13 protein-coding genes and 2 tRNA genes are annotated in these 15,059 nt (G+C 66.2%); 12 read left to right on the top strand and 3 right to left on the bottom strand.

The annotated features are described in order from the left end of the window. The first annotated feature begins 73 nt into the window (after window positions 1-73). From QF036_RS15860 to QF036_RS15845, 4 genes are all read left to right on the top strand, one after another. A complete protein-coding gene (locus QF036_RS15860; protein WP_307103372.1) occupies window positions 74-1,090 on the top strand; it encodes a hypothetical protein in 1,017 nt (338 codons plus the stop codon). 124 nt (window positions 1,091-1,214) lie between these two features. Continuing rightward, window positions 1,215-1,709 (top strand): ribose-5-phosphate isomerase, encoded by a 495-nt coding sequence (locus QF036_RS15855; RefSeq protein ID WP_307103370.1) that lies wholly within the window; start codon window positions 1,215-1,217, stop codon window positions 1,707-1,709. Further along, entirely contained in the window at window positions 1,709-2,623 is a 915-nt protein-coding gene (locus tag QF036_RS15850) for an Fpg/Nei family DNA glycosylase (protein ID WP_307103367.1), read from the top strand. The genes QF036_RS15855 and QF036_RS15850 overlap by 1 nt, the downstream gene beginning before the upstream one ends. Before the next feature lie 32 nt (window positions 2,624-2,655). Continuing rightward, a complete protein-coding gene (locus QF036_RS15845) occupies window positions 2,656-3,813 on the top strand; it encodes a winged helix DNA-binding domain-containing protein (protein WP_307103365.1) in 1,158 nt (385 codons plus the stop codon). A 97-nt stretch (window positions 3,814-3,910) separates the two neighbouring features. Here QF036_RS15845 and QF036_RS15840 read toward each other — a convergent pair. Beyond that, window positions 3,911-3,981, bottom strand: a tRNA-Gly gene (locus QF036_RS15840). Between the two features lie 139 nt (window positions 3,982-4,120). On the opposite strand from QF036_RS15840, the gene QF036_RS15835 reads away from it, so the two are divergent. The 6 genes from QF036_RS15835 to QF036_RS15810 all read left to right on the top strand — a co-directional run bounded on the left by QF036_RS15835 (window position 4,121) and on the right by QF036_RS15810 (window position 9,444). Further along, window positions 4,121-4,195: transfer RNA gene (locus QF036_RS15835), tRNA-Pro, on the top strand. A gap of 79 nt (window positions 4,196-4,274) precedes the next feature. Continuing rightward, the gene (gene tig, locus QF036_RS15830; protein WP_307103363.1) at window positions 4,275-5,663 is read left to right on the top strand and encodes a trigger factor; all 1,389 of its coding nucleotides are present in this window, start codon (window positions 4,275-4,277) and stop codon (window positions 5,661-5,663) included. Between the two features lie 243 nt (window positions 5,664-5,906). Further along, entirely contained in the window at window positions 5,907-6,521 is a 615-nt protein-coding gene (locus QF036_RS15825) for an ATP-dependent Clp protease proteolytic subunit (protein WP_003803391.1), read from the top strand. A gap of 38 nt (window positions 6,522-6,559) precedes the next feature. After that, window positions 6,560-7,219, top strand: a complete 660-nt coding sequence (locus QF036_RS15820; protein WP_111905627.1) for an ATP-dependent Clp protease proteolytic subunit — start codon at window positions 6,560-6,562, stop codon at window positions 7,217-7,219. Window positions 7,220-7,421: 202 nt separating this feature from the next. Next, window positions 7,422-8,708, top strand: a complete 1,287-nt coding sequence (gene clpX, locus QF036_RS15815; RefSeq protein ID WP_307103359.1) for an ATP-dependent Clp protease ATP-binding subunit ClpX — start codon at window positions 7,422-7,424, stop codon at window positions 8,706-8,708. A 121-nt stretch (window positions 8,709-8,829) separates the two neighbouring features. Continuing rightward, window positions 8,830-9,444 carry a mycothiol-dependent nitroreductase Rv2466c family protein gene (locus QF036_RS15810; RefSeq protein ID WP_307103357.1) on the top strand — a complete coding sequence of 205 codons (615 nt, stop codon included), beginning with the start codon at window positions 8,830-8,832 and terminating at the stop codon, window positions 9,442-9,444. A gap of 422 nt (window positions 9,445-9,866) precedes the next feature. Here QF036_RS15810 and valS read toward each other — a convergent pair whose 3' ends face one another. Continuing rightward, window positions 9,867-12,482, bottom strand: a complete 2,616-nt coding sequence (valS, locus tag QF036_RS15805; RefSeq protein ID WP_307103354.1) for a valine--tRNA ligase — start codon at window positions 12,480-12,482, stop codon at window positions 9,867-9,869. Between the two features lie 101 nt (window positions 12,483-12,583). On the opposite strand from valS, the gene QF036_RS15800 reads away from it, so the two are divergent. After that, entirely contained in the window at window positions 12,584-12,958 is a 375-nt protein-coding gene (locus QF036_RS15800; protein ID WP_307103352.1) for a DUF488 domain-containing protein, read from the top strand. A gap of 128 nt (window positions 12,959-13,086) precedes the next feature. Beyond that, window positions 13,087-13,866: an SDR family oxidoreductase gene (locus QF036_RS15795; RefSeq protein WP_307103350.1), complete on the top strand. Its 780-nt coding sequence runs from the start codon at window positions 13,087-13,089 to the stop codon at window positions 13,864-13,866. A 17-nt stretch (window positions 13,867-13,883) separates the two neighbouring features. Here the strand turns inward: QF036_RS15795 and QF036_RS15790 are convergent, their stop codons facing one another. Further along, window positions 13,884-14,936 (bottom strand): endonuclease/exonuclease/phosphatase family protein, encoded by a 1,053-nt coding sequence (locus tag QF036_RS15790; protein ID WP_307103348.1) that lies wholly within the window; start codon window positions 14,934-14,936, stop codon window positions 13,884-13,886. Window positions 14,937-15,059: the final 123 nt, after the last annotated feature.

Here is a 15,059-nt window from a genome sequence, read left to right as displayed (position 1 = left end):
TACCTGGCTCACGTGGCTGGTCATTGCTGCCGGTGTCCTCTCCAGCCGGCCCGCGCAGGGGTAGCGTTAAGGCATGGGAAAGTTCCTCGATGCTGTGGACACCAAGGCGCTGCGGTTCGCGATCGGCTTCCCAGTGTTGCTTGCCGCCGGGTTCGCGGTCTGTGCCGTACTGTTGCGGCCGGATCTGCCGGAGCCGCTTGCGGTCATGTGGAATAACGACGGCGGCACCGCCTTCGCGCCGTTCCCCGCCTTTGTGGGCGGCGGGGCCGCCCTGATTGTCCTCGTCGGCTGGCTGGTACTGCTGCAGGCTGTGCCGCTCTCGCGGCCCACCGTGATGCGCCGGATCATGATGGGCGCAGGGCTGACGGTGAGCCTCTTTATCACCGCCGTGCTGGCGGCCGCCCTGGTAGGCCAGGCCGGGGTGGCGGACGCCCGGGAATCCAGTGTGGATGTGATTGTCCTGGCATCGGGCAGCGGTGCCGCACTGTCCCTGGGGGTCATCATCGGGTTCGTCTTCAAGGCGGACCACCAGTGGACTCCCGAGGATGACCGCGCCCTGCAGCGCGCGCTGGAGCAGGAGCTCGATCCCGATCTGGCCGGGGATTCCGTGCGGTTCTGGGTACATGCGCGCAGCTCCGTCTTTGTCATGATCGCCATCGCCAGCCTGTTTCCCGCTTCGCTGATTGCCATCGCCGTGCCGTGGCTGGGGGCCCTGCTGGTGGCGGCCGCCCTGGTTGGGGCCGCGTTCCTGTTCGCCAGGGTCACCGCGGACCGCAGCGGACTGCGGGTTTTCCTGGCCGGCATCCTGCGCGTCATCGATGTCCCCGCGACCGCCATCTCTGCAGCCCATCCGGCCGACGTCCGCGCCGCCGACTACGGCGGCTGGGGCTACCGCAACCACGACGGAACCGCAGCGGTGCTCGTCAGCAGCGGCCCCGCCGTCGTCGTCCGCAAAACGGACGGCCACCGGCTGGCCGTCAGCGGCGGAAATCCCGACTCCGCTGCCCTTCTGGCGGAGGTCCTGACCCGCGTTGCGGCAAGGGCGCGCCGCGACACCCGCCCGCCGGCCCAGGGCGACGCGGAAGCGTAACTGCCGCGTAACTGCCCGGGCGGCACACCCCGCTGGCGCAGGCACACCGAGTACTCTTGGATCTGTTGATTTGACCTGTACCAGCCCGGCTGCGCCCCGGTGCTCATGACGAACGGAACCTACCGTGACAACAAACCCTGCATTTCCGCGGGTCCACATCGCCACCGACCACGCCGGCATGGAGCTGAGCGCCCATCTGGTCAAGCACCTGACGGCGAACGGCTACGACGTGGTGGATCATGGCCCCAAGGAATACGACGCCCTGGACGACTACCCGTCCTTCTGCATCAACGCGGCGCTCGCAGTGGTGGCGGACCAGGAAGCGGGCGTCCACGCACTGGGCATCGTGCTGGGCGGATCCGGAAACGGTGAACAGATCGCCGCCAACAAGGTCAAGGGCGTCCGCGCCGCCCTCGCCTGGAACCATGCCACCGCCACGCTGGCCCGCGAGCACAATGACGCCAACGTCGTGGCTGTTGGGGGGCGCCAGCACAGCGTCGAGGAGGCCACGTCCCTGATCGAGGCGTTCCTGAAGGAACCCTTCAGCAACGACGAGCGGCACGTCCGCCGCATCGGCAAGATCGCCACCTACGAAACCACCGGCGAGATCGTCGAATAGTGCCGGAGGGCCACTCCATCCACCGGCTGGCCCGCCAGTTCGGTGACGTGTTTGCCGGCGGGCGGCTGGCTGTCAGCAGCCCCCAGGGCCGCTTTGCCGCCGGCGCCGCCCTGCTGGACGGGCACACCATGATGCACGCGTCCGCGCACGGCAAGCACCTGTTCCTGCACTTCGAGCACGGGCTGGTGCTGCACGTGCACCTGGGACTCTACGGGGCCTGGGATTTCGGCGGGGACAGCCAGTTCCGCGGTGCCTCCAGCATCGGCGCGCCCCGCAGGGTAGGGGAGCGGGAAGTGGCCGACGACGGTACTGATCCCACAAGCGGTACTGCTCCGGCCGAATACGCCGGACCGCCGGCGCCGGTGGGAGCCGTGCGGGTGCGGCTGGTGAGTGACCACGGCTGGGCCGACCTGCGCGGCGCCACCACCTGCGCGGCCATCACCGAGGCCGAAGCGGCAGCGGTGCTGGACCGGCTGGGCCCCGATCCTCTCCACAACACCGGCGGGAGCCGGGACGACTTCGTCCGGCGCATCCTGGCGAAACGGACCCCGCTCGCCACGCTGCTGATGGACCAGAAGGTGATTGCCGGCGTCGGGAACGTCTACCGGGCCGAAGTGCTGTTCCGCGGCCGGATCGACCCCCTGCTTCCTGGCCGCGCGCTAACGGCGGACGTCGCCGGCCTCCTCTGGGACGACACCGCCGCGGTGATGGCCGACGGCGTCCGCGACGGTCGGATCATCACCACCACCGCCGGCTTCTGGACCCGGAGTGATCAGCTTCCGCCGGGGGAGGAGGCGCACTTTGTCTACCGCCGGCAGGGCCAGCCCTGCCGCGTCTGCGGCACCGCGGTTGCCCTGGCCGAACACGCCGCCCGCAAACTGTACTGGTGTCCATCCTGCCAGCAGACCGCCTGAGCTGGCCGGCTTCAGGCGGGAGGTGACGGGCGATGGCTGACGGGCCGGTACGGGAGTATTCGTGGGAGCAGGTCTGCGCCAGGCGCCTGGAGCGCCAATGGCTGGCGGCTCCTTCGCAAACCGCCACCCCGGCCGGCATCGTGCGGGCCATGTGCGGCGCGCACGCCCAGGTAATGCAGGCCGCCGAGCTGTCCGTGGGGATGCGCGGCGCACGAATTTCCCGGTCCGATGTGCGCAAAGCGCTCTGGGACGACGGAACCCTCGTCAGGACTTTTGGGCCACGCGGCACCGTGCACCTGCTGCCCGCAGCCGACCTCTCCCAGTGGACCGGTGCGCTGGGTACCGTTCCGTCCAATCCGGCGCTGGGACAATTCCTGACGCCCGGCCAGACGGACCAGATCGTGGCCGCCATCGCAGATGCGCTGCGGGACAGTGACCTGACCGCCGATGAACTCACTGACGCCATAGTCGCCAGAACCGGCGCCTGGGCGGCTGAACCGGTGATGCCCGCCTTTCAGACCATGTGGCCGCGCTGGCGCGCGGCAATGGGGACCGCGGGCTTCCGCGGGGCGCTGTGCCTTGGCGCCGGCAGGGGCAGGGCATCGACCTACCGTAGCCCCGGGCAGCTGCTTCCCGGGTTCCGGCCGGCCGATGCCGCGCCGTCGCTTGGCTGGCTCCTCCGGGCCTACCTGCAGGCATACGGACCCGCTACGCCGGCACATTTCGCCCGCTGGCTGGCGGTTCCGCGCGAGTGGGCGTCCGGCCTCTTTGATGACCACCGCGGAGAGCTGGCCCAGGTCACCGTGGCAGGGACGCCGGCCTGGGTGCTGCGCAGCGACGCCGGGGCCATCACCGCGGAACCTTCGGGCGTCAGGCTGCTTCCCTACTTCGATTCCTATGTGGTGGCAGGCCAGCCCCGGAATCTGCTGTTCCCGGGCGTGGCAAGTACGCGTGCCCTGGCCAGGGGGCAGGCAGGTAACTATCCCGTCATAGTCATCGACGGCGTTGTCCGCGGACTGTGGCACCAGCGCCGCTCCGGAAAGAAAGTGGAGATCACCGCCGAACTGTTCCAGCCGGCGGGGGCATCCCAGCTGGAGGAGCTGGACCGGCAGGCGGAGCGGGTCGGGAACTTCCTCCAGTCCGAAACGCGCCTCACCCTGGGCACCGTGGATGCCGGGGGCCACGCCTAAGTCCTAAGCCCCCAAGCGGTTAGCGGCCAAGCCAAGCGGGGCCCGTTAGGGCTTAAAGCAGAAAGAGGCCCCTCATCGAGGGGCCTCTTTTATCCGGAGGGGACGACGGGAATCGAACCCGCGTAATCAGTTTGGAAGACTGAGGCTTTACCATTAAGCTACGTCCCCGAGGAAAGCGTTCCGGCGCACTGGCCTTTGGGCTTTTCTTCGGCGGCTGTTCAAGCCGGATATAACTAAACCTAATTCATGCCCCCAGTGTCAAATGTGCAAACGCGGCAGGGATGAACGTAGACTGTCCTGTGCATTACGGGGTGTAGCTCAGCTTGGCTAGAGCACCTGCTTTGGGAGCAGGAAGTCGCAGGTTCAAATCCTGTCACCCCGACTCTGCGGCCCGGGCCCCAGGCCTGGTCACAACAACGCGTTTGCAGAACCCATCCAACAAAACCAGGAGTACTTAGACCGTGAAGAGCGCTGTCGAGAACCTCACCCCCACGCGGGTCAAGCTCAATGTTGAGGTCCCCTTTGAGGAATTGAAGCCCAGCATCGACGAGGCATACAAGACTGTTGCTTCGCAGATCCAGGTTCCTGGCTTCCGTAAAGGCAAGGTTCCCGCCAAGCTGATCGACCAGCGCGTCGGCCGCGGCTACGTCCTGGAGACCGCCATCAACGAAGGCCTCAACGGCTGGTACCAGGCGGCCGTCCAGGAATCCGGCATCCGCCCCCTGAGCCGTCCCGAGGTTGAGATCACCGAGGTTCCGGACCCCTCCGCCACTGACGGCGAGCTGAAGTTCCAGGCCGAGGTTGACGTCCGCCCCGAAATCGAACTGCCCGACTACTCCGGCATCAAGGTCGAGGTTGCCGCAGCCGAGTCCTCCGACGCCGACGTCGACAAGGCCCTGGACGAGCTGCGCGGCCGCTTCGGCACGCTCAAGACCGTTGAGCGCCCGGCCGCTGACGGCGACTTCCTCAGCATCGACATCACCGCAAGCATCGACGGCGCCGAGGTGGACTCCGCTTCCGGCCTGTCCTACCAGGTTGGCGCCGGCACCATGCTCGAGGGCATGGACGAGGCCGTCACCGGCCTGAGCGCTGACGAGGACGCCATCTTCGACACCACCCTCGTGGGCGGCGACCACGCCGGCGAGTCCGCCCAGGTCAAGGTTGTCGTCAAGTCCGTCAAGGAGCGCGAGCTGCCCGAGGCGAACGATGACTTCGCCCAGCTGGCTTCCGAGTTCGACACCCTGGCCGAACTGCGCGAGGACCTCGCCAAGCAGGCCGCCGACTCCAAGGTCGTCGAACAGGGCGTCGAAGCCCGCGACAAGGTCCTGGACAAGCTCGTTGAGCTGGTTGAGGTTCCGGTTCCGGAATCCGTCGTCGAAGAGCAGCTCGAGCAGCACTTCAAGGCCGAGAACTCCCACGGTGAAGGCGAGCACGACACCGAAGAGCACCGCGCCGAGGTCAAGGCCAACACCGAGCGCGCCTTCCAGAACGAGATCATCCTCGACGCCATCGCCGAGAAGGAAGAAGTGGGCGTCAGCCAGAACGAGCTGATCGACTACATCGTCACCACCGCCAGCCAGTACGGCATGGACCCGAACCAGTTCGCCCAGATCATCGACCAGAGCGGCCAGGTCCCCATGATGGTCTCCGAGGTCCGCCGCCGCAAGGCGCTGGCCGTCGTCCTGGGCCAGGCCGAGGTCACCGACTCCGAGGGCAACAAGGTCGACCTGAGCGACTTCGTCCGCCCCGGCGGCGAAGAAGCTCCGGCCGTCGAAGCCGAAGCGGAAACCGAAGCTGAAGAGGCCGGCGAGGCCGTCGCGAACGACGATCCCGCAGCCGTGAAGTTCTAGCAGCTGCACGCATCAGTGCCGCCAGCCCCCGGGTCCTCGGATCCGGGGGCTGGCGCGTTAACGGCCGGTGTACAGCTCCCGCGGGCAATCGTGCGCCGTCAGCGAACAGCGCGATTCCGACGAACAATTCCGCCCCGAAAGCGGTTAGTGTCCAAGTAGTGAAGTTCAGTGATGTCGTTCAGTGATGTCACCGTCACCAGCGAGAGGTAAGTACACATGTCACAGCAAGCAGCGGCCCCCCGCATGGCAACCGTCGATCCTGCAGCCCAGGACAACTACATCTACAACCGCCTGCTGAAAGAGCGCATCATCTGGCTTGGCTCCGAGGTCCGCGACGAGAACGCGAACGCCATCTGCTCACAGCTGCTGCTGCTGTCCGCCGAGGATCCCAACAAGGACATCTACCTCTACATCAACTCTCCCGGCGGCTCGGTGACAGCCGGCATGGCCATCTACGACACCATGCAGTTCATCCCCAACGACGTCGTTACCGTCGCCACCGGCCTGGCTGCCTCCATGGGACAGTTCCTGCTGTCCTCCGGCACCAAGGGCAAGCGCTACGCCACCCCGAACGCCCGCATCCTGATGCACCAGCCTTCCGGCGGCATCGGCGGAACGGCTTCGGACATCAAGATCCAGGCCGAGCTGATCCTCCACATGAAGAAGGTCATGGCTGAGCTCACGGCAGACCAGACCGGCCAGACCGTGGAAACCATCCTCAAGGACAACGACCGCGACAAGTGGTTCACCGCCACCGAAGCGCTCGAATACGGCTTCTTCGACAAGATCTCGGCGCACGCGGGATCTGTCGCCGGCGGCGGCGGAACCCAGAATGCGTCATCCAACGGCCAGAGCTAACCGGCATCACGACAGAACTGAATCCAGGAGCAATGAACATGAACTACAATTTCGGATCGTCTGCCGGTAACCTGCCGACAAGCCGCTACGTTCTGCCGCAGTTCGAGGAGCGCACGCCGTACGGCTTCAAGCGCCAGGACCCCTACACCAAGCTCTTCGAGGACCGCATCATCTTCCTCGGTGTCCAGGTGGACGACGCCTCCGCCGACGACATCATGGCGCAGCTGCTGGTGCTGGAGTCCACGGACCCGGACCGCGACATCACCCTGTACATCAACTCGCCGGGCGGCTCGTTCACCGCCATGACCGCGATCTACGACACCATGCAGTACATCCGCCCTGAGATCCAGACCGTGTGCCTGGGCCAGGCGGCAAGTGCCGCGGCCGTGCTGCTGGCTGCGGGAACACCGGGCAAGCGGCTCGCGCTGCCCAACGCCCGCGTTCTGATCCACCAGCCGGCGCTGTCCGGCGGCCAGGGCGGACAGGCGTCCGACCTGGAGATCCAGGCGGCCGAAGTCATGCGCATGCGGACCTGGCTGGAGGACACCCTGGCCAAGCACTCCGGCCGGACGCCGGAACAGGTCAACAACGACATTGAGCGGGACAAGATCCTCACCGCCGCAGAGGCGCAGGACTACGGCCTGATCGACCAGGTCCTCGATTCCCGCAAGATCAAGCCGCAGGCACTTGCCCGCTAAATGCGGGCCCAGGCCGGGTAAATAGCAGTAACGGACGCCGGTGCGGTTGAGATTTTTGAACCGCACCGGCGCCCGGTTTCCACCCCTCGGGCCGAATGTGACCTAGAGTGGATGTAATCATTGCCGGATCCGCCAGGTAGGGCCGTGATTCCAGCAACCGGTGCAAAGCTGCCCTTGCGGCAAGATACTAAGGGGTTCACATATGGCTCGGATTGGCGAGAGCGCGGATCTGCTCAAGTGCTCTTTCTGCGGCAAGAGCCAAAAGCAGGTGCGCAAGCTCATTGCCGGGCCCGGCGTCTACATCTGCGACGAGTGCATCGAGCTCTGTAACGAGATCATCGAGGAAGAACTCGCAGAGGTCGCCGATCTGGGCAGTTTCGAACTGCCCAAGCCCCGTGAGATCTTTGACTTCCTGCAGGAATACGTCATTGGCCAGGAACCGGCCAAGCGTTCCCTCGCCGTCGCGGTGTACAACCACTACAAGCGGATCCAGGCCGGCCATGCGCCCAAGAGCGGCACACTGGCGGACGGTGTACACCACGATGACGTTGAAATCGCGAAGTCCAACATTCTCCTGATTGGCCCCACTGGCTGCGGCAAGACCTACCTTGCGCAGACCCTGGCGCGCCGGCTGAACGTGCCTTTTGCCGTTGCCGACGCCACCGCCCTGACCGAAGCCGGGTACGTGGGCGAGGACGTGGAGAACATCCTCCTCAAGCTCATCCAGGCCGCCGACTATGACGTCAAAAAGGCCGAACAGGGCATCATCTACATCGACGAGATCGACAAGATCTCGCGCAAGAGCGAAAACCCCTCGATCACCCGCGACGTTTCGGGCGAGGGCGTGCAGCAGGCCCTGCTGAAGATCCTGGAAGGAACGGTTGCCTCGGTTCCCCCGCAGGGCGGCCGCAAGCACCCGCACCAGGAATTCATCCAGATCGACACCACCAACGTCCTCTTCATCGTTGCCGGCGCCTTTGCCGGCCTGGAGGACATCATCGGTTCCCGCTCCGGACGCAAGGGCATCGGTTTCGGTGCACCGCTGAACGAGGTCAAGAACACCGACTCCTACGGCGAAGTGATGCCGGAAGACCTGCTGAAGTTCGGGCTTATTCCGGAATTCATCGGCCGCCTGCCGGTCATCACCACGGTATCCAACCTTGACCGTCCGGCCCTGATCCAGATCCTGTCCACGCCCAAGAACGCCCTGGTCAAGCAGTACCAGAAAATGTTCCAGCTGGACGGCGTGGAGCTGGTGTTCGACGACGACGCCCTGGACCTGATTGCCGACCAGGCCCTGGAACGGGGAACCGGAGCCCGCGGACTGCGCGCCATTATGGAGGAAGTCCTCCTGCCGGTCATGTTCGACCTGCCCAGCAGGGACGACATCGCAAGCGTGGTCATCACGGCGGACGTCGTGGCGAAGAAGGCCCAGCCCACCATGATCACGCACGACGTCGTGGCCAAACGCCGGAACAAGTCCGCCTAGCCGGAATAAGTCCGCCTAGCCGGAATAAATCCGCCCGATCGGTCGCTGTCGCTTAAGCGTGCGCTGCGAGTACGGCTTTGCGGCACGCCACACCCCGAAGACTTCCCTGAGGAGATTTGCTGTGTCTGAGACCGCCGCCAACAAGGCCGACTTCTGGTTCGACCCCCTCTGCCCGTTCGCCTGGATCACCTCCCGCTGGATCGGCGAGGTGGAAGGCGTCCGTAACATCAAGACGGAGTGGCACGTCATGAGCCTGTCCGTGCTGAACGAGGGCCGCGACCTCGACCCCAAGTACCGTGAAGCCATGGACAAGGCCTGGGGCCCGGTCAGGGTCATCATCGCCGCGCAGGAGCAGCATGGCGACCACGTGGTCAAGCCGCTGTATGACGCCATGGGATCGCAGATCCACGACGGCGGCCAGAAGGACTTTTCGATCGTCATCAGCAAGGCACTGGCTGACTGCGGCCTTCCCGCCGAACTGGCAGCCGTCGCTGACTCCGACGAGTACGATGCCCAGCTTCGGGCCAGCCACGAAAAGGGCATCTCCCTCGTGGGCCAGGACGTCGGAACCCCGGTGGTGGCCTTCAACGGCACCGCGTTCTTCGGACCTGTCCTCACCCGTATTCCGCGGGGAGAGGAAGCCGGGAAGATCTGGGACGCGACGGTGACCCTCGCGGCCTACCCGCATTTCTTTGAGATCAAGCGCAGCCGCACCGAAAGCCCCGCCTTCGACTGACCCGGCCTTTCGACTGACCCGGCCTTCCACTGATCCAGAGGGCCGCCGTCGGGCGTCTTCAGGAGCCCCGGTAGAACTACATGAGAGTAGTTCTGCCGGGGCTCTTGCGCATCCGGAACCGGAGGACAAAGATAGAACTTACCCACTTCGAAAGAAGTGAGACGCAAGAACCAAAGATTCAGTGACATGCTTCCAACGCAGCCTTCGGCAAAGTTAGAAGCAGGCTACCGGTGACAAGGTAGGAAGACCTGAAATTTCTGAGGATCTTGCCAGACTGTCAAAGATGTCACCAGACAGCCGAAAAGTCGAAGCCCCACCAACGGCAAAACGCTGATGGGGCTTCCCCTTTGCCCAAAAACCGAAGCCCCACCAGCGCCAGGCGCTGATGGGGCTTCGAAGTGTTCGGCCAAGGCCGGTTAGGCCTACGCCGGCTCCTCGGCCGGGGCCAGCTCCACGCTGCTGACCGTAAGCTCGCCCTCGCCCGTGTTGAGCGAGATCTCCTGCGCGTTGGCCGCGGCCTTGAGGTCTCCGAGCCCTGCCTGAAGCTGGGCCACGAGTGACTCCGGGGCCGTAATCGTCGCCGACAGGACCTCGGTGCGCTGCTTGACCTTGGCCTCGGACTTGGCCTTCCGGATGCCGCTGAGCGCAATGCCCACGGTGCCCAGCATGCCGGTGTCGCCGTCGGTGATTTCCAGCGGCGCCGGCCAGGCGGCACGGTGCACGGAACCGGTCCGCCACCAGCTCCAGACCTCTTCGGTGGCGAAGGGCAGGAACGGCGCGAAGAGGCGCAGCAGCGAATCCAGCGTGGTGGCCAGGGCGGCGAGCACGGAGGCCTGCTCGGTCTCGCCGGCGGCACCGTACGCCCGGTCCTTGATCAGTTCGACGTAGTCGTCGGTGAACTGCCAGAAGAACGATTCGGTGATCTGCAGGGCCCGGGCGTAGTCGTAGTTGTCGAACGCCTTGGTGGCCTGGGCCACGACCTCGGAGAGCTGGGCCAGCAGGGCGCGGTCCAGGGGATTGGTCAGAACGGACAGGTCTGTGGAGACCACCGAGTTCTCCGTGGCGCCAAGGTTCAGGACGAACTTCGAGGCGTTCAGCAGCTTGATGGCCAGGCGGCGGCCGATCTTCATCTGGGCGATCTCGTAGGCCGTGTCGGCGCCCAGGCGTGCGGAGGCAGCCCAGTAGCGGACGGCGTCGGAACCGTACTCGTTCAGGACGTCGGTCGGCACCACCACGTTGCCCTTGGACTTGGACATCTTCTTGCGGTCCGGGTCCAGGATCCAGCCGGAGATGGCCGCATGCTTCCAGGGCGCGACGTCCTGCAGGGCATCGGCGCGTACGGCGGAGGAGAACAGCCAGGTGCGGATGATGTCGTGTCCCTGCGGGCGCAGGTCGAACGGGAACACCTTGGCGAACAGGTCCTCGTCCCGGCTCCAGCCGCCCACGATCTGCGGGGTCAGGGAGGAGGTGGCCCAGGTGTCCAGCACGTCAGCGTCACCGGTGAAGCCATTGGGCTGGTCGCGCTGGGATTCGTCGTAGCCCGGTGCGGCGTCGGCCGCCGGGTCCACCGGCAGCAGGTCGTCGGACGGCAGGACAGGGTTGTCGTAGTCCGGGTTGCCCTGGGCGTCCAGCGGGTACCAGATCGGGATCGGCACGCCGAAGAAGCGCTGGCGGGAGACCAGCCAGTCACCGTTGAGGCCGGCAATCCAATTCTCGTACCGGGAGCGCATGAAGGACGGGTGGAAGTCGATGTCCTGCCCGCGGCCGATCAGGCGTTCGCGGCGGTCCTCGTCGCGGCCGCCGTTGCGGATGTACCACTGCCGGGATGTGACCACCTCAAGGGGCTTGTCACCCTTCTCGAAGAAGTTCACCGGGTGGGTGATCTTCTTGGGTTCGCCGTCGAGCAGGTCCGCTTCCGTGAGCATCTCCACGACGGCCTCCTTGGCGGAGAAGACCGTCTTGCCGGCGATCGCGGCGTAGGCCTCGCGGCCGGCATCCGTGGTGATCCACTCCGGAGTCTCGGCGAGGATGCGGCCGTCGCGGCCCACGATCGCGCGGGTGGGGAGCTGGAGTTCGCGCCACCAGGTCACGTCGGTCAGGTCACCGAAGGTGCAGACCATCGCGATGCCCGAGCCCTTGTCCGCCTTGGCCAGCGGGTGGGCCTTGACCTCCAGTTCGACGTCGAACAGGGGGGACGTGACGGTCTTGCCGAACAGCGGCTGGTAACGCTCGTCGTCGGGGTTTGCCACCAGTGCGGCGCAGGCCGCGAGCAGTTCGGGACGGGTCGTCTCGATGAAGATCTTCTCGCCGTCGGCGGTGAAGAACGGGTAGCGGTAGTACGCACCGGGGACCTCGCGGTCCTCGAGCTCGGCCTGCGCCACGGCGGTGCGGAACGTGACGTCCCAGAGGGTGGGGGCCTCGGCCATGTAGGCGTCGCCGGCGGCGAGGTTCGCGAGGAACGCGCGCTGGGAGACGGCCCGGGAGGTGTCGTCGATGGTGCGGTAGGTGAGGTTCCAGTCGACGGACAGGCCGAGGGTCTGGAACAGGTTCTCGAAGACCTTTTCGTCCTCGACGGCCAGCTCTTCGCAGAGTTCGATGAAGTTCTGCCGCGAGACGACGTCGAAGTCCCGCTGGTTCTTCGCCGGCTGGGCCGGCGGCTGGTAATCGGGGTTGTACGGGATGGCGGGATCGCAGCGGACACCGTAGTAGTTCTGGACGCGGCGCTCGGTGGGCAGGCCGTTGTCGTCCCAGCCCATGGGGTAGAAGACGTTCTTGCCCGTCATGCGCATGTAGCGTGCCTGCACGTCGGTCTGCGTGAAGGAGAACATGTGGCCCACGTGGAGGGAACCGGAAGCGGTGGGCGGGGGAGTGTCGATCGAGTAGACCTGTTCCCGGGTGGTGTCCGGGTCGAACCGGTAGGTTCCTTCCTCGAGCCAGCGCTGCGTGAGGGCAGCTTCCAGGCCTTCCAGGGCCGGCTTGTCGGGGACGTTGATGGGGGCGGTGGCGGGCGTGTCTGTACCCTGCGTTGATTCAGCCATGGAGCAATTGTTTCATGCCGGGCAATTGTTTCCTGCCGCGCGTTTGTTTCCTGCCCCGCAGTGCGTGCCCGCTGCCGGACAGCGGGAGTAGCATGCGGCCTATGGCCAAAGCACACGCTTCCTTCGCGATCAAACGCATCTACGAGGAACCGGCGGACGACGACGGCTGCCGGGTTCTGGTGGACAGGCTCTGGCCGCGCGGGGTCAGCAAGGAACGGGCCCAGCTGGAGCTGTGGCTCAAGGACGTCGCGCCGTCGCCGCCGCTCCGGCAGGAATTCGCCCACATGCAGGAGCGGTTCGAGGACTTCCGTGCCCGCTATGAGGACGAGCTGGCGGGCAATCCGGCGGTGGATCAGCTCCTGGAACTGGCGGCAAAGCACCGGAAAGTGACGCTGCTGTACGCGGCCCGGGATCCGGAGGTGAACCATGCCAGGGTCCTGCTGGAGTTCCTGGCAGCGCGTGGGCGGGCCAAGTGAGTGGCCGGGCCAAGTGAGTGGCCGGGCCAAGTGAGTGGCCGGGGCCCACTGAACGGACCGGAAAGGTCAGCGGTTCGCGGAAGTAAACATTGGGCTCGCCCACCAACGGTTGGCGCTAGGGTGGTGCCATGACTGAGGTTTCCGCAAGCTCTGACGTGTCCAGCAACAAAGCCGCCCTCGTTACGGGCGCCAGCTCCGGCATTGGTGAGGCCACCGTGCGCGCGCTCCGTGCCGATGGCTGGACCGTGTACGCCGTCGCCCGCCGCCAGGAACGGCTGGCCGCGCTGGAAGCTGAGACCGGCGCCGTCGCGCTGGCCGCGGACATCGCCGAGGACGCGGACGTGGCCCGCCTGCTGGCAGAGGTGACCTCCGCCGGCGGGATCGACACGCTGGTCAATATCGCCGGCGGTGCCCGCGGGGCGGACCGTGTGGGGCAGGCCGTGACCGATGACTGGGAGTGGATGTACCGCGTGAACGTCCTCGGCACCATGAAGCTCACGCGAGCCTTCCTGCCTATGCTGCGCGAAAACGGCGAGGGCACCGTCCTGAACCTGACCTCCACCGCCGGGCTGGATGCCTATGAAGGCGGGGGCGGCTACAACGCGGCGAAGTTCGCCCAGCATGCCCTGACCGGGGCGCTGCGGCTGGAAGAGGCCGAGCACAACGTCCGGGTCATCGAGATCGCCCCCGGCCTGGTCCAGACCGAGGAGTTCGCCGTTAACCGGCTGGGTGACGCTCAGGCGGCCAGCAAGGTGTACCAGGGCGTGGAGAAGCCGCTCACCGCCGGCGACGTGGCCGATGTGGTGCGCTACGCCGTGAGCGCTCCGCACCACGTGAACCTCGACCAGATCGTCATCCGACCGGTGGCCCAGGCCTCGAACTATAAGCTGATCCGCAAACAGGCCTGAGCCGGCTAGTCCAGCGTCTATCCGTTCACCGGAACGTCCAGCGTGGCCAGCACCGCCGCGTGATCCGTCCCGGCGACGCGGTGCACTTTATAGCCCGACGCCGGAACGCGCGGACTGGTGACCGCGTGGTCGATGGTGATGCCGGGCAGCGGCCGCCCGTCCATCGGCCAGGTGGGCGTGAACCGCGCCCCGGTTGCCGTGCCGGCGTCCACCAGCTTCCGGCCGCCCGGGCCGCCGTCGAGCAGTCTGCGGAACTCGAAGTGGTCATAGGTGGCGTTGAAATCGCCGAGCAGGAGCTGGTTGCCTTGCCCGTCCGCCCCGTTGCGGGCCATCAGCCGGCCCAGCGATTCCAGGTCGCTGCGCCATTGCCCGACGCGGCCAGCCACCGGAGGGAGGGTGTGCACGTTCGTGACCTCGAGCGTGGCGGCTTCCCTGCCGGGACTTGTGTTGCCGGCATCCGCAACGGGCACTGTCAGCCGGAAGGTCGGCATCTGGAACGGCGTGTCGGGAATCAGCCCGATGGCCTGGATGGGGTGTTTTGAGTACGTTGCGCTGCCCGAGCCGTTGTCCACGGGGCTGCTGATCCGGTGGGGAAGGAGTCTCCCCAGTCCCTCGGCGGCGAGCCGGTCCTCCAGCGCCTGGGTGTGCTCCTGGATGGCGAGCAGTTCCACCCCGTTGTCCCGCACCAGCCGGACGATCTCGGCCGCGTCAGCCCTGCCGAAGCGGGAATTGATGCTCATCACCGTCAAGGAAACCGCACCACCGGGATCGGACGCGCCGGCGCCCGTCCGGCCTGGCTCCGTTTGTCCTGCGTGTGCCTGTCCCGCGTCCGGCGCCCAAAGCCAAAACAGCTGGGCTCCGAGGAGCAGTACGGCAGCGGCCGTGACCACGGGCCGCCGGCCCAGCAGTGCCAGGGCCAGTGCAAGGGCGGCAGGAATGACCAGCCACGGCGTGAAGGACAGCAGCTGGACCACCTGTGTGGGCCACTCGGCCGGGATGGCACGGAATACCGAAAGCGATGCGACCGGCAGGAGAATGCAGAGCGCCAACACCCTGGCCGAAGCAGTCATGGACCGAGTCTAGGCCGAGGGCGCTCCTGGTTGTGGCCGCCGCGGCCACAGCAGTTAGACTGGAGCCAACAGCTTTGACCCGGCCATCACCGGTGAGCTTCCGGAAGAACACCCGGCCCGCGG

The organism is Arthrobacter globiformis (assembly GCF_030817195.1).
GTDB lineage: Bacteria > Actinomycetota > Actinomycetes > Actinomycetales > Micrococcaceae > Arthrobacter > Arthrobacter globiformis_D.
Note: the sequence above shows the minus strand (reverse complement) of the source record. Positions and strands in the feature narration are given on the sequence as shown.